This is a genomic window from Stenotrophomonas sp. (assembly GCF_032061965.1).
Classification (GTDB): domain Bacteria; phylum Pseudomonadota; class Gammaproteobacteria; order Xanthomonadales; family Xanthomonadaceae; genus Stenotrophomonas.
In genome coordinates this window covers 86,007-111,222 of record NZ_DAMBEF010000012.1, presented here as the reverse complement: position 1 = coordinate 111,222, position 25,216 = coordinate 86,007, and the positions used below count along the sequence as shown (strand labels likewise).

25 protein-coding genes are annotated in these 25,216 nt (G+C 64.3%); 14 read left to right on the top strand and 11 right to left on the bottom strand.

What is annotated here, in order from left to right; genetic code table 11:
- Positions 1-85: 85 nt before the first annotated feature.
- The 3 genes from dusB to RT460_RS08740 all read right to left on the bottom strand — a co-directional run bounded on the left by dusB (position 86) and on the right by RT460_RS08740 (position 3,461).
- The gene (gene dusB / locus RT460_RS08750; RefSeq protein WP_313318439.1) at positions 86-1,075 is read right to left on the bottom strand and encodes a tRNA dihydrouridine synthase DusB; all 990 of its coding nucleotides are present in this window, start codon (positions 1,073-1,075) and stop codon (positions 86-88) included.
- A gap of 98 nt (positions 1,076-1,173) precedes the next feature.
- On the bottom strand, positions 1,174-2,133 hold the full coding sequence (locus tag RT460_RS08745) for a ribokinase (protein WP_313318437.1): 960 nt from the start codon (positions 2,131-2,133) through the stop codon (positions 1,174-1,176).
- Between the two features lie 29 nt (positions 2,134-2,162).
- A complete protein-coding gene (locus RT460_RS08740) occupies positions 2,163-3,461 on the bottom strand; it encodes a nucleoside transporter C-terminal domain-containing protein (protein WP_313318436.1) in 1,299 nt (432 codons plus the stop codon).
- 201 nt (positions 3,462-3,662) lie between these two features.
- On the opposite strand from RT460_RS08740, the gene RT460_RS08735 reads away from it, so the two are divergent.
- The 4 genes from RT460_RS08735 to RT460_RS08720 all read left to right on the top strand — a co-directional run bounded on the left by RT460_RS08735 (position 3,663) and on the right by RT460_RS08720 (position 8,484).
- Entirely contained in the window at positions 3,663-4,634 is a 972-nt protein-coding gene (locus RT460_RS08735) for an aldo/keto reductase (protein WP_313318434.1), read from the top strand.
- A 293-nt stretch (positions 4,635-4,927) separates the two neighbouring features.
- On the top strand, positions 4,928-5,122 hold the full coding sequence (locus RT460_RS08730) for a hemin uptake protein HemP (protein ID WP_313318432.1): 195 nt from the start codon (positions 4,928-4,930) through the stop codon (positions 5,120-5,122).
- A 148-nt stretch (positions 5,123-5,270) separates the two neighbouring features.
- Positions 5,271-7,475: a TonB-dependent hemoglobin/transferrin/lactoferrin family receptor gene (locus RT460_RS08725; RefSeq protein ID WP_313318431.1), complete on the top strand. Its 2,205-nt coding sequence runs from the start codon at positions 5,271-5,273 to the stop codon at positions 7,473-7,475.
- Between the two features lie 82 nt (positions 7,476-7,557).
- Complete coding sequence (locus RT460_RS08720) at positions 7,558-8,484, top strand: DUF6607 family protein (protein ID WP_313318430.1); 927 nt, start codon at positions 7,558-7,560, stop codon at positions 8,482-8,484.
- A 115-nt stretch (positions 8,485-8,599) separates the two neighbouring features.
- Here RT460_RS08720 and RT460_RS08715 read toward each other — a convergent pair whose 3' ends face one another.
- Positions 8,600-8,953, bottom strand: a complete 354-nt coding sequence (locus tag RT460_RS08715) for a DMT family protein (protein ID WP_313318429.1) — start codon at positions 8,951-8,953, stop codon at positions 8,600-8,602.
- A 166-nt stretch (positions 8,954-9,119) separates the two neighbouring features.
- On the opposite strand from RT460_RS08715, the gene RT460_RS08710 reads away from it, so the two are divergent.
- The 10 genes from RT460_RS08710 to RT460_RS08665 all read left to right on the top strand — a co-directional run bounded on the left by RT460_RS08710 (position 9,120) and on the right by RT460_RS08665 (position 17,236).
- Positions 9,120-9,833 (top strand): response regulator transcription factor, encoded by a 714-nt coding sequence (locus tag RT460_RS08710; RefSeq protein WP_313318428.1) that lies wholly within the window; start codon positions 9,120-9,122, stop codon positions 9,831-9,833.
- 130 nt (positions 9,834-9,963) lie between these two features.
- Positions 9,964-11,235 (top strand): HAMP domain-containing sensor histidine kinase, encoded by a 1,272-nt coding sequence (locus tag RT460_RS08705; protein ID WP_313318427.1) that lies wholly within the window; start codon positions 9,964-9,966, stop codon positions 11,233-11,235.
- A 150-nt stretch (positions 11,236-11,385) separates the two neighbouring features.
- Positions 11,386-11,766: a diacylglycerol kinase gene (locus RT460_RS08700; RefSeq protein WP_313318426.1), complete on the top strand. Its 381-nt coding sequence runs from the start codon at positions 11,386-11,388 to the stop codon at positions 11,764-11,766.
- Positions 11,767-11,821: 55 nt separating this feature from the next.
- Positions 11,822-12,571 carry a TerC family protein gene (locus RT460_RS08695; protein WP_313318424.1) on the top strand — a complete coding sequence of 250 codons (750 nt, stop codon included), beginning with the start codon at positions 11,822-11,824 and terminating at the stop codon, positions 12,569-12,571.
- A gap of 287 nt (positions 12,572-12,858) precedes the next feature.
- Positions 12,859-13,491 carry a LemA family protein gene (locus tag RT460_RS08690; protein ID WP_313318423.1) on the top strand — a complete coding sequence of 211 codons (633 nt, stop codon included), beginning with the start codon at positions 12,859-12,861 and terminating at the stop codon, positions 13,489-13,491.
- Positions 13,492-13,531: 40 nt separating this feature from the next.
- A complete protein-coding gene (locus RT460_RS08685; protein ID WP_313318452.1) occupies positions 13,532-14,404 on the top strand; it encodes a YgcG family protein in 873 nt (290 codons plus the stop codon).
- Positions 14,404-14,895 (top strand): TPM domain-containing protein, encoded by a 492-nt coding sequence (locus RT460_RS08680; protein WP_313318422.1) that lies wholly within the window; start codon positions 14,404-14,406, stop codon positions 14,893-14,895. The genes RT460_RS08685 and RT460_RS08680 overlap by 1 nt, the downstream gene beginning before the upstream one ends.
- 63 nt (positions 14,896-14,958) lie before the next feature.
- Positions 14,959-15,864, top strand: coding sequence for a prolipoprotein diacylglyceryl transferase (gene lgt / locus RT460_RS08675; RefSeq protein WP_313318420.1), 906 nt, complete (start codon positions 14,959-14,961; stop codon positions 15,862-15,864).
- Positions 15,861-16,655: a thymidylate synthase gene (locus RT460_RS08670; RefSeq protein WP_313318419.1), complete on the top strand. Its 795-nt coding sequence runs from the start codon at positions 15,861-15,863 to the stop codon at positions 16,653-16,655. The genes lgt and RT460_RS08670 overlap by 4 nt, the downstream gene beginning before the upstream one ends.
- A 101-nt stretch (positions 16,656-16,756) precedes the next feature.
- Entirely contained in the window at positions 16,757-17,236 is a 480-nt protein-coding gene (locus RT460_RS08665) for a dihydrofolate reductase (protein ID WP_313318418.1), read from the top strand.
- Between the two features lie 279 nt (positions 17,237-17,515).
- Here RT460_RS08665 and RT460_RS08660 read toward each other — a convergent pair whose 3' ends face one another.
- The 7 genes from RT460_RS08660 to lptD are packed head-to-tail and all read right to left on the bottom strand — an operon-like array spanning position 17,516 to position 25,129.
- Positions 17,516-18,130, bottom strand: a complete 615-nt coding sequence (locus RT460_RS08660; RefSeq protein ID WP_313318451.1) for a DUF1287 domain-containing protein — start codon at positions 18,128-18,130, stop codon at positions 17,516-17,518.
- 26 nt (positions 18,131-18,156) lie between these two features.
- On the bottom strand, positions 18,157-19,176 hold the full coding sequence (locus tag RT460_RS08655) for a symmetrical bis(5'-nucleosyl)-tetraphosphatase (protein ID WP_313318417.1): 1,020 nt from the start codon (positions 19,174-19,176) through the stop codon (positions 18,157-18,159).
- Complete coding sequence (gene apaG, locus RT460_RS08650; RefSeq protein ID WP_313318416.1) at positions 19,176-19,559, bottom strand: Co2+/Mg2+ efflux protein ApaG; 384 nt, start codon at positions 19,557-19,559, stop codon at positions 19,176-19,178. Before apaG ends, RT460_RS08655 begins: the two co-directional genes overlap by 1 nt.
- A gap of 49 nt (positions 19,560-19,608) precedes the next feature.
- A complete protein-coding gene (gene rsmA, locus RT460_RS08645; RefSeq protein ID WP_313318450.1) occupies positions 19,609-20,397 on the bottom strand; it encodes a 16S rRNA (adenine(1518)-N(6)/adenine(1519)-N(6))-dimethyltransferase RsmA in 789 nt (262 codons plus the stop codon).
- A 14-nt stretch (positions 20,398-20,411) separates the two neighbouring features.
- Positions 20,412-21,392 (bottom strand): 4-hydroxythreonine-4-phosphate dehydrogenase PdxA, encoded by a 981-nt coding sequence (gene pdxA, locus RT460_RS08640; RefSeq protein ID WP_313318415.1) that lies wholly within the window; start codon positions 21,390-21,392, stop codon positions 20,412-20,414.
- Positions 21,393-21,395: 3 nt separating this feature from the next.
- Positions 21,396-22,757, bottom strand: coding sequence for a peptidylprolyl isomerase (locus tag RT460_RS08635; RefSeq protein WP_313318413.1), 1,362 nt, complete (start codon positions 22,755-22,757; stop codon positions 21,396-21,398).
- Entirely contained in the window at positions 22,754-25,129 is a 2,376-nt protein-coding gene (lptD, locus tag RT460_RS08630; RefSeq protein WP_313318412.1) for an LPS-assembly protein LptD, read from the bottom strand. The genes RT460_RS08635 and lptD overlap by 4 nt, the downstream gene beginning before the upstream one ends.
- Between the last annotated feature and the right edge of the window lie 87 nt (positions 25,130-25,216).

The window sequence follows — 25,216 nt, the reverse complement described above, 5'->3', positions numbered from 1 at the left end:
AGAAGCTTTCCCGATAAACCCACCGGGTAGTGCCGAGCCATGCTCGGCAGAAGCTCTCCCGACAAACCCAACCGGGTATGCCGACCTAAGCCGCAGCCACCGCCTCACCGGCAATCAAGGCATCAAAGTAATCGCGCGTCAGCCGCAACTGGGCGTCCGCACTCTCCGCGGCATTCACTACCGCGCGGAACGCGGCATTCTCAGGGCGATCCTTGGCATACCAGCCCAGATGCTTGCGGGCGATACGCACGCCCTGCGGTTCACCGTAAAACCCGTGCAGGTCGTTGAGGTGACCGAGCAGGATGTCGCGAACTTCCTGTAGCGAGGGCGGGGGCAATTCCTCGCCGGTTGCCAGGTAATGCGCGATCTCGCGGAAGATCCATGGCCGGCCTTGCGCGGCGCGTCCGACCATCACCGCATCGGCGCCGGTGTGCTTGAGAACCTGCTCGGCCTTGCGTGGCGAATCCACATCGCCGTTGGCCAGCACGGGGATCTTCAGCATGGCCTTGATCCCGGCGATGGTGTCGTATTCGGCGACGCCGGTGTAATGCTGGTCGCGGGTGCGACCGTGGATGGCCAGCGCGGCAATGCCGCTGGCCTCGGCGATGCGGGCAATGGTCGGCGCATTGCGGACTTCGGCACACCAGCCGGTACGGATCTTCAACGTGACCGGTACATCCACCGCCTTGACCACGGATTCAAGAATGCGTGCGACCAGCGCTTCGTCGCGCATCAGTGCCGAGCCGGCCCAGGCGTTGCAGACCTTTTTGGCCGGGCAGCCCATGTTGATGTCGATGATCTGCGCGCCGTGATCGACGTTGTAACGCGCCGCATCGGCCAGTTGCTGCGGCTCGGTGCCGGCGATCTGCACGCTGATCGGCGCCGGTTCACCGGCATGGTCCATACGGTGGATGGACTTGCGGGTATTCCAGAAGCGCGGATCGCTGATCGTCATTTCCGAGGCAGCAAGACCCGCGCCCAGCCGTTTGCACAGCTGGCGGAAGGGCTTGTCGGTGACGCCGGCCATGGGCGCGAGCACCACGTTCGGTGCGATGGAGTAGGGGCCGATCTGCATGGCGCTATTGTAGTGCCGGGCCATGCTCGGCAGGGGAGACTGCCCAAGCGGAGCTTGGCTCCGCTTCATCCGGCTACCCGGCGCAGTCTTGCTGCGCCTTACAGGGCTTTTGCGTCGGCAGGCGTCATCCGCGGCATCGACACCGCAGCGCCTTCGCTTTCGGTCGAACGCGCCGCGTACTGGTTGGCAAAGCGCACGTGCTTGATGAACGACGCTTCCGGTGCCTGTGCCAAGGAGGCGGCGAGGGCACCATTGAAGGCATCGCCGGCACCGGTGGTATCGACCACCTGCACCGATTCGGCACCTACGCGGTAATACGGCTGGCTGTCGCCGCGCAGCTTGTCCTCGTCGTGCGAGACGAAAACGCCGACCGCACCCAGGGTCACCACCACGGTGTTGCCGGACAGCTTGCGGCACAGCGCATGCAGGCTGGCGCCATCCAGCGCGGCGACGTCATCGGCCTCCACGCGCTCGCCGACATGACGGCCGAGCAGGGCGGCAAACTCGGTTTCGTTCGGGGTCAGCACATCGGCCAGCTTGAGCAGGCTGATGGTGGACGGGGCATTGGCCGGTGCTGCGTTGAGCATGGTCAGCACCCCAGCCTCGCGGGCCTGGGCCAGTGCCGCCTCGATCGATTCCACCGGCGACTCCAGCTGCGCCAGCAACACTTTGGCGTTGCTGATCAGCGCCGCGTTGGCAGCCATGAAGTCGCTGCTCAGCGAGGCATTGGCGCCGGCGCCGATAACGATGGAGTTGCGGCCGCGACCATCGACGTAGATGCCGGCGGTGCCGGTGGGCTCGCTGCTGGCCTCGGCGACCAGCTGGATGCCGTCGTCGTTGGCCAACTGCCGGGCCAGGCTGCCGCCGGCATCGTCGCCCAGCGCGCAGACGAAGCTGATCTCAGCGCCGGCACGGCGGGCGGCCACCGCCTGGTTGAAGCCCTTGCCGCCGGGGCCGGTGCTGTAACGCCCGGCGATGGTCGCCCCCGGTGCGGGCAGGGCATCACAACGCCACACGTGGTCGACATTGAAGGAACCGGCAACGACAACAGAACTCATGGAATCTACGTCTCAAAGATGGCTAGGAATCAGCCGAAATGGGTCAGCACGCCAGCAATGGTGGCCGTCATCAAGGTGGCGATGGTGCCGCCCAGCACGGCGCGCAGGCCGAACTTGGCCAAGTCCTGGCGACGGTCCGGGGCCAGCCCACCGATGCCACCCAGCTGGATGGCAATCGAGCTGAAGTTGGCGAAGCCGCACAGTGCATAGGTTGCGATCAGGCTGCCTTCGGCGCTCAGGGACACGCCCGGTACCTGGCCGTTGATGATCTTGGACAGGTCCATGTAGGCGACAAATTCGTTGATCACCAGCTTCTGGCCAATCAGCGAACCCACCGTGGTGGCATCGGCCCACGGGGTGCCGATCACCCAGGCAATCGGTGCCAGCACGTAGCCGAAGATCGTGGCCAGGTTGGTCGGCTTGCCGATGGCGGCAGCCAGGCCGGTGATGTCACCCAGCCAGGTCAGCGGTGCATTGAGCAGGGCGATCAGGGCGATGAATGCCAGCAGCATGGCGCCGATATTCAGCGCCAGGCGCAGGCCGTCGGCAGCGCCACCGGCAGCCGCGTCGATGATGTTGGAGGCGGTTTTTTCCACTTCCATCTTCACCGTGCCGCGGGTCAGCGGGGTCTCGGTTTCCGGGACCAGCATCTTGGCGATCACCAGGGTGGCCGGGGCGGCCATGATCGAGGCGGCCAGCAGGTGCTTGGCATAGAAGGCCTGCGCCACCGGGTCGCCACCGCCGAGCATGCCGACATAGGCCGCCAGCACGCCACCGGCGATGTGGGCCATGCCGCCAATCATCATGGTGATCAGCTCGGACTGGGTCATCTTGGAGATGTACGGGCGCACGGTCAGTGGCGCCTCGGTCTGGCCGATGAAGACACTGGCGCAGACGCTGGTGGTTTCGGCGCCGGACACGCGCATCACCTTGGTGATGGCCCAGGCCATGACCTTGACGATGGCCTGCATGATGCCCAGGTGGTACATCACGCCCATCAACGCCGAGAAGAAGATGATGGTCGGCAGCACCTGGAACGCAAAAATGAAGCCGTACTTCGGCACATCCATCAGGCTGCCGAAAATGAAGTTGGAGCCTTCATTGACAAAGCTGAGGATCTTGACGAAGCCTTGGCCCAGCCAGTCGAACACGTCACGACCGCCCGGTACCAACAGGACCAGTGCGGCAAAGGCGATTTGAAGGGAGATGCCGGTGACGATGAGCTTCCAGTCCACCGCCTTCTTGTTGTTGGAGAAGAGCCAGGCGATGCCGAGCAGCACCACCAGGCCGAACAGGCCGAAGCCGATCCTGCCCAAACCTTCGACCATGAGTAATCCCCGGGCATGCCCGCAAAAGACGCAAGCCTAGTGCAGCGGCTGATGACGGGCAAGAATTACCGTTGCATAAGCCGGCATTTGCCGCGATTGCGCCGGTATCGGCAAGGTCCCCGCGCTTAACGCGACAAAGGCCGCGGTTACACTGTTGGGCCCGGCGCGCGACCTGCGCGGGCCGTTCATCTGGAGCCAGCCATGCAATATCGTCGTCTCGGGTCATCCGGCCTGCAGCTGTCCGCCCTGTCCTTTGGCGCCTGGGTCACCTTTGGCAGCCAGATCAGCCGGGATGAGTCGCGCAACCTGATTGCCGCGGCCTGGGACAACGGGGTCAACTTCTTTGACAACGCCGAGGGCTATGCCAACGGCCGCGCCGAGCAGGTGATGGGCGATGTGATCGCCGACCTGCGGTTGCCACGCGATGGCTACTGCGTCTCGTCCAAGGTGTTCTTCGGCTCTGCCGAGGACCCTGCGCCGACCCAGCGCGGCCTGTCGCGCAAGCACGTCACCGACGCCTGTCATGCCGCACTCAAGCGCCTGCGTGTCGATTATCTGGATCTGTACTACTGCCACCGCCCCGACGCAGAGACGCCGATCAGCGAGACCGTGCTGGCGATGGACGCACTGATCCGCCAGGGCAAGGTGCTGTATTGGGGCACCTCGGAGTGGTCCGGGGCGCAGATCGCCGAGGCGGTGGCGTACGCCCGTGCCAATCATCTGTATGCCCCGACCATGGAACAGCCGCAGTACAACCTGCTGCATCGCAAGCGGGTGGAGCAGGAATATGCACCGCTGTATGCCGATGCCGGGCTGGGCACCACCATCTGGTCGCCGTTGGCCTCGGGCCTGCTGACGGGCAAGTACAACGATGGCATCGCCGCCGACTCGCGGCTGGGCCAGCCCTCGCTGGAGTGGCTGCAGGGCGCGGTGCTGGGTGAAGCGGCCGATGACCGTCTGGGCAAGGTGCGTCGTTTCACCACGGTGGCTGCCGAACTGGGCGAATCGCCAGCGCAGTTGGCCATCGCGTGGTGTTTGCGCAACCCGCAGGTGTCGAGCGTGATCCTGGGTGCCAGCCGGGTGTCGCAGTTGGAAGAGAACCTGCGCGCGCTGGATGTGTTGGCGCGGGTGGATGAAGGTGCCTGGCAGAGGATCGAGACGATTTTCGGCTGAGCCGGCCTTGTTCCCTCCCTTGCGCTGAAGCTGTAGGGGAGGGGGCTTTGGGCCTGGGTGCATGTTGCCCGCTTCGCGGGTCCCTGTAGTGCCGAGCCATGCTCGGCATATATGCCTCCGATCAGGCGGATTGCCGAGCATGGCTCGGCACTACGAGGTCGGAGGTGTGGCCATGGCTGAAGCAGCTTTGACGCCGTGGCTCACGCCATTCCTGCTGGCGTATTGAAAATAGTTCTTGCATCGCTATTGAGAATCATTATCATCAACTCCGTCCCCAGCACGGAATCACGATGATGTCCGCTCAGCCCATCCTGCTACGCCCGCGTACCCTCCACCTGCCGCAGCGCCCGGCCCAGTTGATGTCGGCTGACGGTGTAATCGACAGCAGCGCCCTGCTCAAGGGCCAGCGTGAAGTGCTGATCCAGCACGGCGACAAGGTCTATCGCCTGCGCCATACCAGCAATGACAAGCTGATCCTGACCAAGTAATTCCTGGCCGCGTTCGCCCGCCAGCTGGCGCGTGCGCGCCGTGCCCGCCTGAATCGCAAAGCTCTCTCCCCCCTTGGCCGCGACCGGTCTGCAGTGCAGGCCGGCCGTCCCGCCAAGGGTTTTGTTTCCCCAACGATTCCAGGCTCCCATGATCCGTCCAACTGCCTTGAGTGCCGCCCTGTGGGTGGTGCTTTTTCCTGCGCATGCCGAAAGCGCGGCCGCGCCCGATGTCCACGACTTTGACCGAGTGCAGGTCACCGCGACCCGCACTGAGCGGGCAATCAGCGATGTTGCCGCCACCGTTGACGTGATCGATCGCCAGCAGTTGGACAAGCAGCTGGCCAACGATATCGCTGACCTGGTGCGCTATGAGCCGGGGGTGTCGGTAACGCGCAGCGCCACCCGTTTTGGCCTGGGTGGGTTCCGCATCCGCGGGCTGGATGCGAACCGCGTGCTGATCCAGACCGACGGCATCGCCATGCCGAAGAGCTTCGAGATTGGCAGCTTTGCCAACAGCAACCGCAATTTCACCGATCTGGAAACGCTCAAGCGCGTTGAGATCGTGCGTGGCCCGGCCAGTGCGTTGTACGGTTCCGATGCCCTTGGCGGGGTGGTGGCCTTTGTCACCAAGGACCCGGCGGACTATCTGAAGGCGGGCAAGGACAGCTATGTCGGCCTGAAGTTTGGTTATGACGGTGAATGGAAGGGGCTGCTCGGCAGTGTGACCACCGCGTTTGGCGGCGAGCGTTGGAGCGGCATGGTCAACGTCAATCACCATCAAGGCCAGGAAACCGACAACAAGGGTGACGTGCGCAGCCAGGACTACACCCGCACTGCCGCCAATCCGCAGCAGCGCAATGGCCGCAGCCTGTTGTCCAAGCTGGTCTACGCGCCGGATGAAAGCCAGCGCTTCCGCTTGACCGTGGAAGGCAACGAGGACATCACCGATACCGATGTGTACTCCTCGGTCAACGCCAACCATCCCGTCATGGCCACGCGTACCACCACCGACATGCGTGCACACGACAAGCAGACCCGTGCGCGGATCTCTTTCGGCCACGAAATGGATGCGCTGGATGCCGCGTTCGCCGACAGTCTGCAATGGCAGTTGTACCGTCAGGACAGCGAGACCACCCAGGTCACCAACGAAGGCCGGGGCAACGGCAGCCGACGCCACCGGGAATTCAACTTCGACCAGCGCGTTTATGGCGCGCAGGCGCAGTTCAACAAGGCCTTGCACGGTGGCAGCATCGAGCACGCGCTGACCTGGGGCTTTGATGGCGCCTGGACCGAGATCCGGCAGAAGCGGGATGGTTTCCAGGTGCTTGCCAACGGCACGGTCAGCAACATGATCATGCCGGATGACTTCCCGGTGCGCGATTTCCCGATCAGCAAGACCACGGAATTGGGCCTGTACGTGCAGGATGAAATGCGCTTGGCGGATGGACGCCTGTCGTTGGTACCCGGGCTGCGCGTTGACCAGTACCGTCTGAGTCCGGAGCTGGACACCATCTTCAGCGAGGACAACCCCGGCATGGCCGTGGCCTCGCTCAACAAGACCAGTGTGTCGCCCAAATTCGGCATGGTCTGGCGCTTCGATGAGCAGTGGTCGCTGTTCGCCGGTTATGCGCATGGCTTCCGCTCGCCGCCGTACAACGACGTCAACCTGGGCTTCACCAACCTGAGCTTTGGTTACACCGCCATCCCCAACCCGGACCTCAAGCCGGAAACCAGCAACGGCCTGGAGTTGGGCATCCGCTATATCAGCCCGGTGGCCTACCTCAGCCTGAGTGGTTACTGGAACGACTACCGGGACTTCATCGAGTCCCAGCGCTACGTCGGTCGCAACGCGGAGGGCTTGATGGTGTTCCAGTCGCAGAACATCGCCGATGCGCGCATCTACGGCAGTGAGCTGAAGGCCGGCGTCGACTTTGGCGAACTGTCGCCCGCGCTGGCCGGCTGGGGGCTGCGTGGTGCGGTGGCCTGGTCGCATGGTCAGAACCGCACGGAAGACCTGCCGTTGGATTCGGTGGATCCGCTGCGCGCCACGCTGGGGCTTACTTATGACCGCGAGCAGTGGGGCGTGGAACTGGCCGGCAGTTTCGCCCGCCGCAAGGACCGCGTGGCGGCGGATGACGCCTTCCGCCCGGCCGGTTACGGGGTGCTCGACCTGATGGCGCATTGGGAATTTGCGCCGGGAGCGAAATTCAATGTGGGTGTGTTCAACCTCGGGGACCGCAATTACATCGACTGGTCCAGCATCGGTTCGACGCTGGCGGCGAACAGCACCGTGATCGACCGTTTCAGCAACCCAGGACGCAGCGTGTCGGCCAGCGTTTCGGTGTCCTGGTAAGTACCCGGTTCCTCCAGGGGCCAGGCGATGGATCGCCAACCGGCCAAGGACGGCCTTCTTCCATTCGTAAAAGGAAACTTCCATGAAGTTGCTTTCTGCCAGCCTGCTGCTGTTGGGTGCCACCAGCGTCAGCGCCAGCGCTGCCCCGGCTGATATCGCCCGCGACCACGACAGCATCCTGAAGATGCAGGGTGAATACACCGTTGATTTCGCCTTCGATGAGACCGTGCTGCTCAAACCCGGCTACGAACGTGCGCCCGCCATGCGCAGCGGCGGCAACGAGGTGGTGATCGTGGTCGAGGACAGCCCGCAGCGCATTGTCCTGCAGCACCTGCTGGTGGATGCCAAGAGTGGGCATGTGACCAAGCATTGGCGCCAGGATTGGGTGTACGAGGCGCCGACCCGGTTCGAGTTCAGTGCCGAGCAGACGTGGCGCGTGCGGCCCATCCCGGCGGCATTGAACCAGGGCGCGTGGACCCAGTGCGTCTACGAGGTCAGCGATGCGCCCCGTTATTGCGGGACCGGTCTTTGGCGCTATGACAACGACGTAGCCACCTGGACCAGTGACCTGAGCTGGCGCCCCTTGCCGCGTCGGGAATACACCAAGCGCAGCGACTACAACGCGCTGGCGGTCGTGAACCAGCACACGCTCACCCCCAATGGCTGGACGCACGAACAGTTCAACACCAAGGTGCAGCGCAATGCCGATGGCAGCCAGGTGCAGATCGCGCGCGAGTTCGGTTTCAACGACTACATCAAGACCAACGAGGTGGACTTCAGCCCCGCGCGCAATTACTGGGCGGCGACAGCACCGTTCTGGGCGCAGGTGCGGCAGCGTTGGGATGGCTTTCTCGGCAAGGCGCCCGGCGTGCACCTGAAGACCAAGCTCGATGGCATGGCGATGATCATTCCGTTGTTTGAACAGGCGCAGGCAATCCAGGACGGTGCGGCGCTTGAACCGGCCAGGATCGACGCCGTGTTTGCCCAGTACGTGGAAGCAGCGAACTGAGTAGGTCCCGGCAGGAGTGGCGCAAGCCGCGGAGCCCACAAAGCGTCCGCTGACCAGGTTGGCAGCGATGTGGGCATTGGGGTTCCGCGACCGACGTTGTTCCTGCCGGCTTGACTCATTCCTTGAACATCAACAGTGCAGCCACCAGGATCAGGGCGAACGCCGCCCAGTGATTCCATTTCAGCGGCTGTCCCAGGTAAGTGGCGGAGAACACCGCGAACACCACCAGGGTGATGACCTCCTGCATGCCCTTGAGCTGCGGCGCTGAATACACCGCGCTGCCCAGGCGATTGCCGGGCACCTGCAGGCAGTACTCGAAGAAGGCGATGCCCCAGCTCACCAGGATGACGGTCACCAGCGGGGCGGACTTGTATTTCAGATGCCCGTACCACGCCACGGTCATGAACACATTGCTGGCGATCAGCAGGAGCACGGGGTACAGGTAGGCGGTGAAGGGCGCGGCAGGCATGTGCAGATTCGTCAGATCGGGCCGATAGGATAGGCGGCTGGAGGTGCTCCGTGCGGGTGCCTGGAGGGCAGTTGGTTTCACTGGAAATCAATGCTGCACAACAGTCTTCACATGATTTCTACTCCCGGTGGGGCATCTTTCACAAAGCTGAAGACTAGGAGGCGCCATGCGACAGACAAAGGAATCGGCAGGACTCGTGTTGGTTGTCGAAGACAACCGCAACATCTCCGAGATGATTGGCGAGTACCTGGAAGGCAAGGGGTTTGAGGTGGATTACGCGGTCGATGGCCTGGACGGCTATCGCCTGGCTGCCGAGAACAGCTACGACGTGGTGGTGCTGGACCTGATGCTGCCGCGCCTGGATGGCATCGAGGTGTGCAGGCGCCTGCGCAACGAGGCCCGCAAGTCCACCCCGGTGTTGATGCTCACCGCCCGCGACACCCTGGACGACAAGCTCACGGGCCTGGGCTACGGTGCCGACGACTATCTGACCAAGCCCTTCGCCATCCAGGAACTGGAAGCGCGCCTGCGCGCCCTGATCCGGCGTGAACGCCGCCAGGTGGGGGCCGAGGTGCTGAAGGTGGCAGACCTGGTGCTCGACCCGGTGAGCATGCGTGCTACCCGTGCGGGCAGCGAACTGCAGCTCTCGCCCATCGGCCTGCGCCTGTTGACCATCCTGATGCGCGAATCGCCGCGCGTGGTCACCCGCCAGGAAATCGAGCGCGAGATCTGGGGCAATGGCCTGCCGGACTCGGACACGCTGCGCAGTCACCTGTACAACCTGCGCAAGATCATCGACAAGCCGTTTGACCGGCCCCTGCTGCACACCGTACAGAGCGCGGGCTACCGGATTGCCGACATCGGCCAGCCGATGGGCTGAGCCGTTACCTGCGCGCCGAGAGCTGTGAAATCCGCCGCTGCCGGCCAGGCGTGGCGGCTTTCCTCAGCTGTACCCCCGCAACGGATGGCCCTGAATCCCTATAATTGCGCCAGCTTCGGGGGGGAGCGGAATGCCTTACGGGTTGCCGCGCAAATTAAAACGGGCGTTTATCGTGCAGGCGCTGCTGGCAAGTCTGGCAGTGCTGGTGGGCGGCTATCTGGTCGCCTTGGTGATCAAACACGGCCTGGTCAAGGAAGTGCTGCGCGAGGAAGCGGAGCACTACTGGCGCGCACGCGCCGAGAATCCGCACACGCCTGCGCCCGACACGCTCAACCTGCAGGGCTACCTGCAACCGGCAGGTGCGACGACCGCGCCGTTGCCGGCGCCCTTGCGGCCCCTGGCCCCGGGCTTCCATGAGCTGAAGGACGCAGGTCTTCTGGTCCTGGTGGACGAGCGGCCGGCCGGCCGTCTGTACCTGGTGTTTCAGCGCGCCCAGGCGCAGCGTGCCGCCTTCTGGTTTGGCGTGGTACCGGTATTGCTGGTGCTGCTGGGTATCTACGGCGCCAGTTGGATCACCTACCGGGCCTCGTGGCGGCTGGTGTCGCCGGTGGATTGGCTGGCGCGGCGGGTGGCGCAGTGGGACCCGCGCCACCCCGATGTGCATGAGCTCTCGCCCGAACGCCTGCCCGCCGACGTGCAGGGCGAAAGCCGGCAGTTGGCGCTTGCGCTGCATGCCATGGCCGGCAAGGTCAGCGAGCATGTGGCCCGCGAACGCAACTTCACCCGCGATGCCAGTCATGAGCTGAGAACCCCGCTGACCGTGATCCGCATGGCCAGTGACATGGGCCTGGCCGATCCGGCGCTTACCCCGCGCCAGCAGCGCAGCCTGCAGCGCATCCAGCGCGCAGGGCGCGATATGGAGGCGGTGATTGATGCCTTCCTGTTGCTGGCCCGGGAAGTGGATGTGGAGCCACAGTCGGAGCTTTTCGACGTGGGCGACGTGGTGCGCTATGAGGCCGCCAATGCGGCTGAGTTGCTGCAGGACAAACCGGTGCGCCTTCTGGTTTCGATCGAAGGCAGCCACCCGTTGGTCGCCCCGCCGCGGGTGATGCACGTGGTAGTGGCCAATCTGCTGCGCAATGCCTGCCAGTTCACCGATGTCGGCCAGGTCGAGGTGCAGGTTGGCGGGGGTAGGGTGGTGATCAAGGACACCGGCATCGGCATGAGTGCAGAGGCCTTGAGTCGTATCTATGAGCCATTTTTCCGCGCCGACCGTAATCAGGACCAGGGCGTGGGCCTGGGGCTGCCGATTGTCCGTCGCCTGTGCGAACGCTGCGGCTGGCGTATCGAGCTGGAAAGCAGTGAAGGCCAGGGCACCACGGCCACGCTCGTTTACAACTGAGCGCCCGGCATACCGCTGTAGCCGGTAAGCCACGGACAGATGTGGCAAAATTGACGATTGTTTATCCCACCGCTGGTAGCTGCCCGATGACGGTTCTCCCGATTTGCCCCTCCTCGCTCTGCCACGACACGGCAGCTGGCATGGTGTACCGTGGCTGATCAGACCGGGCATATGCCACGCGGACCGGGGCGCATCTTCAAGGCGGCGAAGTGGTCCTGGCAGGGCTTGAAGGCGGCGTGGCTGCACGAGTCCTCGTTCAGGCTGGAAGTGTGGCTGTTCGTGGTGCTGGCACCGGTGGCGATATGGCTGGGACAGACGCCGGTCGAACAGGTGCTGCTGATCGGTTCCATGTTGCTGGTCCTGGCCATGGAGCTGGCCAATTCCGCCATCGAGGCGGTGATCGAACGCTATGGCCCCGAGTATCACGTGCTGGCCGGGCGCGCCAAGGACATGGGCTCGGCGGCGGTGTTCGTGCTGATGATGAATGTGCTGCTGTGCTGGGGACTGATCCTGGTGCCGCGCCTGCTCTGATTTCAAACCGACGCCGGGTGGCGTGGGTGTCTGGTTTTACTGAAGGATTTTTCACATGTCTTTAGAGTTTCTGGCCGACCCGAATGTATGGGTAACCCTGTTCATGCTCAGCGCACTGGAAATCGTGCTCGGCATCGACAACCTGGTGTTCATCTCCATCGCCGTCGGGCGCCTGCCCGAACACAAGCGCCCATTGGCGCGCCGTGTCGGCATCGCGGTGGCCTGTATCACCCGCATCATGCTGTTGATCTCGCTGGCCTATCTGGCGCACATGGAGAACAACCTGTTCACCGTGGCGGGCATGGGTATTTCCATCCGTGACCTGGTCCTGATCGTGGGTGGTCTGTTCCTGCTCTACAAGGGCATCAAGGAAATCCGCGAGCTGGTCAGCGGTGGCGAAGATGCAGACCCCACCACGACCAAGGCTTCGGCCGCATTCGGCATGGTCATCGCCCAGATCGCGGTGATCGATATCGTTTTCTCGCTGGACTCGGTGATCACTGCCGTCGGTATCGCCGATCACATTCCGGTCATGGTCTGTGCGGTGTTGCTGGCCGTGGCGGTGATGCTGCTGGCGGCCAACCCGCTGGGCCGCTTCATCGATGCCAACCCAACCGTGAAGCTGCTGGCGCTGGCCTTCATCCTGATGGTGGGTGCGGTGCTGGTGCTTGATGGCCTGGATGTGCATGTGCCCAAGCCGTACATCTACGCAGCGATGGGCTTCTCGGTGCTGGTGGAATGGCTGAACCTGCTGATGCGTCGCAACGCCAAGGCGCACCACATCCCGGGTTCGGACAACTGGTAAGCGTGCAGCGGGCCGGCATTGTCGGCCGCTGACAGGACGCGAAGGGCCGGCTCTGCCGGCCCTTTGTCTTTTGTAGCCCGGGTAAGCGCAGCGCACCCGGGAGGTGGAGTGCCTGTTGTTATTACTGGCTCGCGGCGGCGGCCCCGGGTGCGCCGTGGTTACCCGGGCTACGCAGTGCTCCGGCCGACGACCCGATCCGCAGGGGGGCGCTGGCGTCGTTGCGTCTTTGCAGACCTTGAACGGGCAACGTGGCATGCTCGGCACTCCTGCCACCTAGGGCCCGACCCATGCGCCAGTACCTTCGCCTGATGTTGCTTGTCATCGCGGTGATTTCCATTTCCGGCTGTGGCTACAACGCCATCCAGCAGAAGGACGAGGCGGTCAAGGCCGGTTGGTCCGAGGTGGTCAACCAATACAAGCGCCGTGCCGACCTGATCCCCAACCTGGTCAATACCGTGCAGGGCTATGCCCAGCAGGAACGCCAGGTGTTGACCGAGGTCACCAACGCCCGCGCCAAGGTGGGCCAGATCCAGGTCAATGCGGACGACGCCGATTCACTCAAGCAGTTCCAGCAGGCCCAGGGCGAGCTGGGCAGCGCGCTGTCGCGGTTGCTGGTGGTCAGCGAGAACTACCCGACGCTGAAGTCGGACCAGAACTTCCGTGACCTGCAGGCACAGCTGGAAGGCACCGAGAACCGCATCACCGTGGCCCGCGGCCGCTACATCCAGCTGGTGCAGGACTACAACACCTATATCCGCTCGTTCCCGCAGGTGATCACCGCCAAGATGTTCGGCTACGCGGCCAAGCCCAACTTCACCGTCGACAACGAGGCGCAGATCGCGCAGCCGCCGGCTGTGAATTTCGGCACCCAGCCGGCCGCGCCGCAGCAGACCCCGCCGCAGCCCGCACCGGCACAGTGAGCCCGCAGCGTTGAACGCGCTGCTGCCACGGCTATGGTTGTTGCTGGTCTTGCTGGGCCTGGGCTTGCCCGGGACCTTGCTGGCCCAGCAATTGGCGCCGATCCCGCCGCTGGATTCGCCGGTGGTCGATACCACCGGCACCCTCGATGCGGCGCAGAAGCAGGCGCTGGAGCAGCAGGCACTGGCTCTGCAGCAGCGCAAGGGTGCACAGCTGCAGGTGCTGATCGTGCCGACGACGCAGCCGGAGGACATCGCCCAGTACAGCACGCGGGTCTTCGACCAATGGGCGATTGGTCGCAAGGGCGTGGATGATGCCGTGCTGCTGCTGGTGGCCAAGGACGACCGGCGGGTGCGGATCGAGCCTGGCTATGGTTTGGAAGGCGCCATCCCCGATGCCATCGCCAACCGGGTGATCCAGGAATACCTGGTGCCGCATTTCCGCCAGAACGACTACGCCGGTGGCATTACTGCTGCCAGCGGGGTGCTGGTGAAGATCATCGATGGTGAGGCGTTGCCGGAGCCGGTGAGCAGCAACCGCGGAAGTGGCGGCAGCGGCAGCGGTGACTCGAACTTTTTCTTCGCTGTCATGCTGGGCGTGTTCGCGTCCGCCATCATGCGCGCGTTGCTGTCAAAGCTGCCCCGGCCGGTACGCGGCCTGGTCGCTGGCCTGATTGCCGGTGCTGCGGGCTGGCTGCTGCTGTCCATGCTTGGCGGCGGTATTGCTGCGCTGGTGGCGTTCTTCCTGTCACTGGGCAAGGCCTCGCCGGGCGGCTTTGCCCGTGGTGGCGGCTGGGGCGGTGGCGGCTTCGGCGGTGGTGGATTTGGTGGAGGCGGCGGCTTCGGCGGCGGTGGAGGCGGCTGGGGTGGAGGCGGTGGGCGTTCAGGAGGCGGTGGCGCCTCGGGGAGCTGGTGATGCGCTGGTTGCGCCATCTGTTTGCGCCGGCGGCGCAGTCTGCCTTTCCTCCCGCCAGCCTGGATCGCATTGCCCAGGCCATTGCCGAGGGTGAACGCCGGCACGGTGGGCAGGTGATGTTTGCGGTCGAGTCGGACCTCTCGCTGGGCATGCTGTGGCAGGGGGTTAGCTCCCGCCAGCGGGCCGAGCATGCCTTTGCCGTGCTGCGCACCTGGGATACACAGGCCAACAACGGCGTACTGATCTATCTGCTGCTGGCCGACCACGCCATCGAGATCGTGGCCGATCGTGGCCTGCGCGTGCTCGTGGATCAGACGCAGTGGCAGCAGGTGTGCGATCACCTGCGCCAGCAGCTGAACGAACGGGGGCGCGAAGCCGCGGTGTTGGCGGCGGTGGCCGAGGTCTCGCAATTGCTGGCGGACCACTTCCCGCCTGACCCTGCGGGGCGCAGCGCCAACGAGTTGCCTGATCGGCCGCAGCTGCTTGGCTGAACCGGCTTGAGTAGCCGGGGTGCTGCCCCGAGAATAGGAGTTCGTTCGCTTGGCAGTGTCTACATGATCTATCTCCACGACATCGACCCCATCGCCTTCTCGCTGGGGCCGATCAAGGTGCACTGGTACGGCATCATGTACCTGCTGGGTTTTGCCGCCGCCTGGTGGCTGGGACGCAGCCGCATCCTCGCCGGACGCCTGCCGGGCGTGGGCATGAATGGTTTTTCCGACCTGCTGTTCTACGCCATGCTGGGTGTGGTGCTGGGCGGGCGTATCGGCTACATGCTGTTCTATGCCACTGCCGAGTTCCTGCACAACCCGTTGATCCTGTTGCGGGTATGGGAAGGTGGCATGAGTTTCCACGGCGGCCTGCTGGGTGTGCTGATTGCCGGTGCCTGGTGGACGCGCAAGCACAAGCTGCATTTCTTCGACACGATCGATTTCGTCGCGCCGCTGGTGCCGTTGGGCCTGGGCCTGGGTCGGCTGGGCAACTTCGTGGGCGGGGAGCTGTTCGGCAAGTTCACCAACGCTGGCTGGGGCGTGATCTTCCCGCATGCACCCCTGAAGGACATTCCGGCGGGCCTGCCCAGCATGCAGCAACTGATGTCGGCCGCGCAGATCCAGCAGGATTACGCCGCAGGCCTGCTGACCCAGTACGCGCGCCATCCTTCGCAGCTTTATGAAGCATTGCTGGAAGGCCTGGTGATGTTCGTGGTGCTGTGGTTCTACTCGATGAAGCCGCGCCCGCGTTACGCCGTGTCCGGCCTGTTCGCGCTGATGTATGGCAGCTTCCGCTTCCTGGTTGAGTTCGTCCGCATGCCCGACAACGGCGTGTATGTCGCGTTTGACTGGTTGACTCGTGGCCAGATCCTGAGCTTGCCGTTGATCGTGCTGGGCTTGGTCTTGCTGGCAATGTCGCGCCGCGCGCCGGTGTTGCAGCCGGTGCTTCCACTGGATGAAAAGGCATGAAGCAATATCTGGATCTGCTGCAGCATGTGATGGAGCACGGTACCGAGAAGTCGGACCGCACCGGCACTGGCACGCGCAGCGTGTTTGGTTGGCAGATGCGCTTCGACCTCAACCAGGGCTTCCCGCTGGTCACCACCAAGAAGCTGCACCTGCGCTCGATCATCCATGAGCTGCTGTGGTTCCTGAAGGGCGATACCAATATCGGCTACCTGAAAGACAACAAGGTCAATATCTGGGACGAGTGGGCCGACGCCAATGGCGATCTCGGTCCGGTCTACGGCAAGCAGTGGCGCAGCTGGGCCACCGCCGATGGCCGCGAGATCGACCAGATGCAATGGCTGGTGGAAGAGATAAAGCGCAACCCGGATTCGCGGCGGCTGGTGGTGAGCGCGTGGAATGTGGGTGAGTTGTCGCAGATGGCCTTGATGCCCTGCCACAACCTGTTCCAGTTCTATGTGGTCGACGGCAAGCTCAGCTGCCAGTTGTACCAGCGCAGCGGTGACATCTTCCTCGGCGTGCCGTTCAACATCGCCAGCTATGCCTTGCTGACGCATATGGTGGCGCAGGCCACCGGCTTGGGCGTGGGTGATTTCGTGCACACGCTGGGCGATGCGCATATCTATTCCAACCACTACGAACAGGCGCGCGAACAGCTGTCACGCACGCCGCGCGCGCTGCCCAAATTGTGGTTGAACCCGGAGGTCACCGACCTGTTCGGCTTCCAGTTCGACGACATCCGCATCGATGGTTACGACCCGCATCCGGCCATCAAGGCGCCGGTGGCGGTATGAATTCGGGGACGGCGATCGGGATTGGGGACGAGCGGGATGTGCAGGAGAAAAATGCGGCAGCACCTGCATCCCCAATCTCCAATCCCCAATTCCGGCTGTCGATGATCGCTGCGTTGGATCGCAATCACGGCATCGGCCATGAAAACGCGATGCCGTGGCATCTGCCGGATGACTTCAAGCACTTCAAGGCGCTGACCCTGGGCAAGCCGATCCTGATGGGGCGCAAGACCGCACAGTCGCTGGGTCGCGCGTTGCCGGGGCGAACCAACCTGGTGCTGACCCGCAGCGGGCAGGTGCCGTTCGCCGGCATGCGGGCGGTGGCTTCGCTGGATGAGGCGCGCGCGATTGCAGTCGGCGAAGGTGCTGATGAGTTGTGCGTGATCGGCGGCGGCGAGATCTATCGCTTGCTGATGGATCAGGCCACCGATCTGTACCTGACCCTGGTGGATGCCGAGGTGGTGGCTGATACGCATTTTCCGGATGTTGATCCGGCGCTGTGGCGTGAGCTGGACAGCCAGGTGCATGCAGCCGATGAGCGGCATGCGTTTTCTTTCCGGTTTGTGCATTACGTGCGGCGCTAAGCCCGTTTCGCGCTGAAGTTCAAAGCTTACCCCTCCCCAGCCCGCCCGGCCCGAAGGCATAGCCTTCGGTCGTTCATCAGGCCGCGCGCCAGTGGCGCGCAAGCAGCCTTCTTCACCCCCTTGGCTACGCCAAAGGGAGGGGGCGGATCTCGACGGCTGCACCATCCCGCGCAGCCAAGGCGGTAACCCCCTCCCTTTGGCGTAGCCAAGGGGAGGGCTGGGGAGGGGTTGCTCTTCGCTCTCAGCTCTCAGCCCTTCGCTGCAACCCAATCCCAACCATCAGCCCGGCATCCGGTAATGCCCGATGATCGTGTGCCGGAACAGCAGGTCCTGCTCCTGCGTGCCCTGTGCGATGTTGTGCAGTACCAGCGGCGTGCCATCGGCCAGGCGCCGATCCGAAACGATCCCCACGTGCAGCAGACCGTTGCCATTGAGCTTCCAGGCCACGATGTCGCCTGCGGCGTAGTCATCTGCGCGTGTGCTGATCGGCAGTTCCCAGCCTTGGCGCTGGAACCAGCGCATCTGGTTGGGGACGCGGCGGTGGTCGATGTTCCTGTCGGGGCGCGACAGCCCCCACAACTGCGGATAGGCGGCGAAATTCCCACGCATGTCCTCGTGGATGCGCTGCTGCAGATCCAGCTGCTGCGTGCGCAGCGCGCGGATCACCACATCGGTGCAGACGCCGCGATCCGGCGGCGGATCACCGTTGGGATAGGACAGGGAAAAATACGCCGGGTCGTAGTGGGTGGTTATTCCGATCTGCGTGCGGGCGGCCGCAACCAGCGGCGGCGAAGCGCGCGACAGCGCTGCCGGTTCGGGCGAGGGGTGTGTTTGCGGGGCAGCGTGGTTGCCTTCGCTTTGTGGGCGGCAGGCAGCAAGCAATGCGGTGGCCATCAGCAGCAAGGCTGATGGCCAGCGACTCACGCGGCAGGTCCGTTGCTGTCGGGCGAGGGCGCGCCGTTGTTGCCGTTCCTGCCACGTGGGCGGTGGCGACGCGGTCGGCGGCGCTGCTCGCCGCTGCGCTCGGGGCGCGCTGCTTCCGGCTTGGCTTCGGGCTTGGCGTCCGTTTTCGCTTCCGTGCGTGGCTTGCGCGGCGGATGCTGGCCTGGCACCGGTGCCGGCACATCGCGGCCGGGGACCTGCACGATGCGCAGGTCGTCACTGTCCAGCTGCAAAGCCGTGAGCTTGCCGCCCCACACTGCGCCGGTGTCGATGGCGTGCACGCCCTGGGTGATGGTCAGGCCCAGCGCCGACCAATGGCCGCAGACCATCTTCAGTTCACGCTCGACCCGCCCCGGTACTTCGAACCACGGATACATGCCCTGCGGCTGGGTGCCGGGCGTGCCCTTGTCTTCCATGCCGATGCGCCCACTCGGGGTGCAGTAGCGCATGCGGGTGAAGATGTTGATGATGGCGCGCGAACGGTCGTAGCCACTCAGGCCCGGCGACCAGGCCGGCTTGTCGCCATACATGTTGCGGAACAGCTTGCGGTAGCCATTGCCATGCAGCTGCTGCTCGACTTCGCGGGCGTGCTTCTCGGCCAGCGCCACGGTCCACTTTGGTGCCAGCCCGGCATGGAACATCATCCAGCCGAGCTCGCGGTCCACGTGTACCAGCTTCTGCAGGCGCAGCCAGTCCAGCAACACATCGCGGTCCTCGGCCAACACGATGCGCTGCAGGTCAGGGTTGACCTTGCGTTGCTCCTCTTCACTGCGGGCGCCAACGGCCAGCAACGAGAGGTCATGGTTGCCGAGCACGGTGATGCTGTGCTCCCGCAATGAGTGCACCAGCCGCAGTGTCTCCAGCGACTGGCCGCCACGGTTGACCAGGTCGCCGGCAAACCACAGTTTGTCCGCGGCAGGGTCGAAGTTGATCTTCTCCAGCAAGCGCTGGGTGACGTCGTAGCAGCCCTGCAGGTCGCCGATTGCCCAGGTCGCCATCAGTGCAGCGTCCTGGGAATGGCGAGTACGAACGGCGCGATCGGCGCGGAAAACTCGGTACCGTCGTCGGCAAGCATGTCGTAGTGGCCCTGCATGGTGCCGTGCTCGGTGCCGAGCATCACCCCGGAGGTGTAACGGAACTCTTCGCCGGGGCGCAGCCTTGGCTGTTCGCCGACGACGCCGTCGCCGTCCACGTGCTCGACCCGGCCTGCGCCGTCGGTGATGCGCCAGTGGCGGCTGATCAGGCGGGCCGGGACAGTGCCGCGGTTTTGGATGCGGATCGTGTAGGCGAACGCAAAGCGCCCGTCTTCAGGGGCCGACTGGTCGTCGATGAAACGAGGCGAGACCTCGATCTCGATCGCGTAGTGGCGGGTGTCTTCCATGGGGGGAGTGTAAGCAAAAGCAGGTGATCGGGTTGCGTGGATGCCGCGTTCAGTCACGCGGCAGGTTGGCAAGCCTGATGAAATCGGCAACTTCCAGCTGTTCGGCGCGGGCATCGCTGCGTACGTCGGCCGCTTCGAACTGCGCTTGGTCGATGACGCCATTGAGTGCATTGCGCAGTGTCTTGCGACGCTGGCCGAAGGCGGCTCGCACCACGTCGGCAAAACGCTTGCGGTCGTTGATGCCTACCGTGGCCGGATCGCGCGGGATCAGCCGGACCACGGCCGAATCCACTTTCGGCGGCGGCCGGAAAGCGCCCGGCGGCACCACGAACAGCGACCTGACCTCGCAGAATGCCTGCAGCATCACGCTCAGGCGGCCATAAACCTTGCTGCCAGGGCCGGCGGCCATGCGGTCGACCACTTCCTTCTGCAGCATGAAGGTCATGTCCGAGATCGCGGCGGCGTGGTCCAGCGCATGGAACAGGATCGGCGAGGAGATGTTGTAGGGCAGGTTGCCGACCAGGCGGATCTTGCTGCCGGCTGCCAGTTCGGTGAAATCAACGCGCAGCACGTCACTGTGAACGATGGTCAGCTCGCCCAGCGGGGCGGCGGCCTCGGTCAGCGGCACGATCAGGTCGCGATCGAACTCGATCACGGTCAGCTTGGGGTGGCGGCGCAGCAGCGGGAAGGTGATGGCGCCCTGGCCCGGGCCGATCTCGACCAGGCGGTCACCATCCTTCGGATCGACCGCCATCACGATCTTCTCGACGTAGTACTTGTCGGCCAGGAAGTGCTGGCCAAGCTGCTTTTTCGCCGGGGCGGTGAAGCCGGTGCGCAGGGAGTGTTCAGAATTCATTGGCTCATTTTACGTTGTGCAGCCAGTTGGGCGCACAGTGCGGTTGCGGCAAACAGGCTGGAAGGGTCAGCCAGGCCCTTGCCGGCGAGGTCCAGGGCGGTGCCATGGTCCACGGCGACGCGCGGGTAGGGCAGGCCCAGGGTGATGTTGGTGGCCTGTTCGAAACCGCTGTACTTGAGTACCGGCAGGCCCTGGTCGTGGTACATCGCCAGCACCGCATCGAACCCGGCCAGCTTGGCTGGCAGGAAGGCGGTGTCCGCGGGCAACGGGCCGATCAGGTGCATCCCCTCGCCACGCAACTGCTCCAGCAGCGGAATGATCAGGTCGAGTTCTTCACGGCCCAGATGGCCATCTTCGCCGGCATGCGGGTTGAGCCCGAGTACGGCGATGCGGGGCGCGGCCAGGCCGAAGTCACGCTGCAGGGCGGTGTGGAGGGTGCCCAGGACCTTGCGCAGACCGCTCGTGGTGATGGCATCGGCAACCTCCCGCAAAGGCAGGTGGGTAGTGGCCAACGCCACGCGCACGATGTCATTGGCCAGCATCATCACCACTTCGACCCCGGCCTGGTTGGCCAACAACTCGGTGGTGCCGCTATAGGCGATGCCGCCCTGGTTGATCACGGCCTTGTGCACCGGGCCCGTGACCACGCCATCAAGGCCGCCATCCAGGCAGGCTTGGCCAGCGCCGAGCAACGCATCGATCACCGCCCGCGCATTGCGCGGATCTGCCTGGCCGAAGTGCGAGGGGACGGCATTGCGGATTTCGCGCAGCCGCAAGTCGCCGGGTTGGCGGGCGTCAACGTGTTCGGGTAGCAGGCGCAGTGGCAGGTTCAACGCAGCGGCGGCGGCCTGCAGCGTATCCGGGTCTGCAAACGCCAACAGCCGGCAGTCACTGCGCGGCTGTTGGGCAAGACGAATGCAAAGTTCCGGGCCGATCCCGGAGGGCTCGCCCGGGATCAGAGCGAGCTGGGGAATCATCGGTCAGGGCTTGGCCGGTTCGGCCGGCGTGGTCGCAGTCTCGGCGTTGCCCTCGGCACGGTCGCCGCTGCGGAAGCTGACGTAGGCTTCGCCGCGCAGCTCCTGCAGGAAACGGTTGTACTCGTCGTCCAGCTTGCGGCGGCCGATCTGTTCACGGATCTGGGCACGCTTGTTGTTGTCGCTGACGTCGGTCTGACGGGTGGCCACGCGCTGCACGATATGCCAGCCGGCATCGGTGCGGAACGGGGTGCCTACGCCGTCGTCGGCCAGGCCTTCGACCTGCTTGCCGAAGTCGGGACCAAACGCGTCGGCCGGGAACCAGCCCAGGTCGCCACCCTGGCCGCGGCTGTTGGCGTCGTCCGAGGACTCCTTGGCAACGGTCTGGAAATCGGCACCACCGGCAATGCGGGCACGCAGGGTGTCGATCTTGGCCTTGGCGGCGGCATCATCCACCTGGTCGGTGACCCGCACCAGGATGTGGCGGGCGTGGTATTCGGTGACCTTCTGGCCATCACCACCACCGGCGCCGGCATCACGCACTTCCACCAGCTTCAGCAGCTGGAAGCCGCTCGGCCCACGGATCGGGCCCAGTACGTCGCCGGCCTTCATGCTCTTGATCTGGTTGGCGAACGCGTTGGGGATTTCATCGGCACTGCGCCAGCCCAGGTCGCCGCCTTCCAGCGCGTTGGGGCTGTCCGAATAACGGACGGCAGCAGCGGAGAAATCCAGCTCGCCCTTGTCCAGCAAGCCCTTGACGCCATCGACCTTGCTCTGGCCGGTCGCGATCTGTTCGGCGCTGGCACCTTCGGGCAGTGCGATCAGGATGTGGGCCAGGTGGAACTGGGTGCCGCCGGCATTCTGCTGGGCCAGCGCGGCATCCACTTCACCTTCGCTGACGCTGATGCGGCTCTGCGCGAAGCTCTGGCGCAGGCGCTGGGTGACGATTTCCTCGCGCACCGAGTTGCGGAAATCGGAGAAACCGATGCCGTCCTGGGCCAGGCGCTGGCGCAGGCCATCGACCGTGGTGCCGTTCTGCTGGGCGATGCTGTTGATCGCCTGGTTCAGCTCTTCGTCGCTGACCCGGATGCCACTGCCATCGGCACGTGCCACCTGCAGCTTGACCAGGACAAGGCGTTCCAGCACCTGGCGCTCCAGCACCGCTTGCGGCGGCAGCTGGGCTTCGCGGCCGGCGTACTGGGTCTTGATGTTGTTGACCGCGCGCTCCAGCTCACTCTGCAGGATCACGTCCTCATCGACGATGGCGGCGATGCGGTCCAACGGCTGGCTCTGCTGGGCAAAGGCCGGGGGGGCAACACCAGAAAACGCCAGCAAGGTGGCGAGGACAGCGGGAAGGGTCTTGGTCATGGAATCAGGTTGGGATCGTAGTCGTCATCGCTCGCCTCGATGTTGCTCGGGGGAACGAGGTACAGGTCGTCGCGGTTGTAGCCGAGAATAGCACGGCGCAAGGTGCGGTCCGTGTCCTGGCCAAAGGAGCTCAGGCCCTTGAGCTCGAACTCAACCTGGAAGGAGTTGTTCAGGTCGCCATCGCGGTTGCGCACATAGCGGCGGGCCAGGGCGCGTACGGTCAGGCAGCAGCTGTCCCACTGCACGCCGCCGATGATTTCCAGTGGCTTGCTGTCCTTGATGGAGTAGTAGTACCGGCCCACCACGCTCCAGCGCGGATTGATCGGGTACAGGAAAGACAGGTCGGCCTGCTCAAGCTGGTCGTTACCGTTGTTGGGGTTGCGACGGTAACGGTAGGCAAGATTGACCACGCCATCCTGCGGCATCAGGTAGCGCGCGCGGATGCTGGCCAGGTCTTCCTTGCGGTACTTCGGGTTCCATTGGTAGGTAGAGCCCAGCGTCCAGCGATCAGTGATGGCCCAGTTGACGTCCGCCACCCAGGCGGATTTGCCCTGCTCGACCGGAGCCTCGCGGTTGTTCAGGGTGACCAGGGAGTCTTCGAAATAGGTGATCTGGCCGATGCTGGCCGACAGCTTCTCGCGGCCGTCTTCCTGGCGGATCAGGCGCGTGGTCAGTGCGGTGGTCAACTGATTGGCGTCATTCTGACGGTCAGCGCCCGAATAGCGCGAGTCGCGGAACAGCTGGCCCCAGCTGAAAGTGAAGGCGCGGGTGTCAAACAACGGGATTGCCGACTGGTCGCGATAGGGCGTGTTCAGATAGAACACCCGCGGTTCCAGTGTCTGCAGGAAGGATTTGCCCTTGATGCTGGTTTCGCGATCGAAGAACAGCCCGGCATCGATGGTGGTGATCGGCAGGCTGCGGGTGGGGGTGCGGTCGCCCCCCAGGGTGGCCGCAAGTTCGCGGTCCAACTGGTAGGCGGTGTAGCGCCAGGCCAAGGTCGGGGTGATGTACCAGGAGGCGCCGCCCAACGGCATGGAGATATAGGGCTTGATGTCCAGGCGCGACCCGCCCGGCCTCTCAGTCACCACGCCGTTGCGAACGTATTCGCCATCATCGTCGATGCGCTTGCCGTGGATGTCATCATGGGTGAAACGTACCGCTTCGGCATACACGCCTGCCTCGAACCAACGGCCGAAATCTTCTTCCCAGGTCGCGAACAGGCGGGGTTCGCGGTTGTAGGGCAGGGCGGCTTCGGTCAGCGTGTAATCGGTGAGCTGGGCGTGATCGGCCATCAGCCCCGCGGTCCAGCTGCGACCGGTGCCGTAGATGCCTGCCGTGCTCTTGATGTTGGAGGAGGTGATACCCAGAAGACGGCTGGAAAAGTCTTCGGTATAGCGTTCGTCGCTGACCCAGTTGATGTTGGCGCGCGCCTGCCAGTTCTTGTTCAGGTTGTGGTGGCCCCGATACATGACCTGGCCGCGGTCCTTGTCGCGCAGCGAATCGTTTGGAAGATAGCTGGTGGTGAGCTCACCGCGACCACTGCCGTACAGGTAGCGGAACTCGTTTTCCAGCATCAGCCCGCGTTTGCTCATGTAGCGCGGGGTCAGGGTGTCGTCGAAATTGGGCGCCAGATTGAAGTAAATCGGCTGCGCATAATCGAAGCCATTGCGCCCGGACATGCTGAGCTTGGGAAACAGCAGGCCGGTCTGGCGGCGGTCGTCGATCGGGAACTTGAAGTACGGGGCGTACAGCACCGGGACCTTGCCGATGCGCAGCACAGCATTGCGTGCAGTGCCGAAGCCTTCCTCGTTGTCCACGTCGATCTGCGGCGCGATCAGCTTCCACAGCGGCTGCGAAGGGTCACAAGTGGTGTAGGTGGACTGATGCATCTGGCCGACCGAGCCCTGCAGGTCGATCGATTCCGCGCCACCGTTGCCACGACGCGAGACCAGTTGGTACTTGATGTTGCTGATCTTGTGCGCGTCCGATTCCTGGTTGCCCTCGGCCCGCTCCGCAACCACGCGGATGGAGGAGTCCGAATAGCGGACATTGCCCTCGGCGATGTAGTTGCCGGTTTCGGTGTCGATGCGCAGGTTGTCGGTGCCCATGAACTGGTCACCGCGCTTCAGGATCACGTTGCCCTGGTACTGGGGCACGGTGCTGGTCCCGCTGAGCTCGTTGCCCTCGACCTCGGTCGGGAGCTGTTCGCGCGGGGTGGTTGCATTGGGATCGGGTGGCGGGGCCTCGTCAAAGGCCGGCAGCGAGTCGGTAACCGGGCACAAGCCCCAGTTCACCGGCTTGTCACCCGCCCACGCCGGCAGGCAGATGGCAATACCCAAGGGAAGAGGTAGCAGGCGGAAGGCTCGGCGCACGCGGTTCAGATTCAGGGAAAACGGTCGCTAGCTTGCCGCATCACCTGCATGGGGGCAATGAAGACGCGCCCCTGGAGCCGGGTTGGG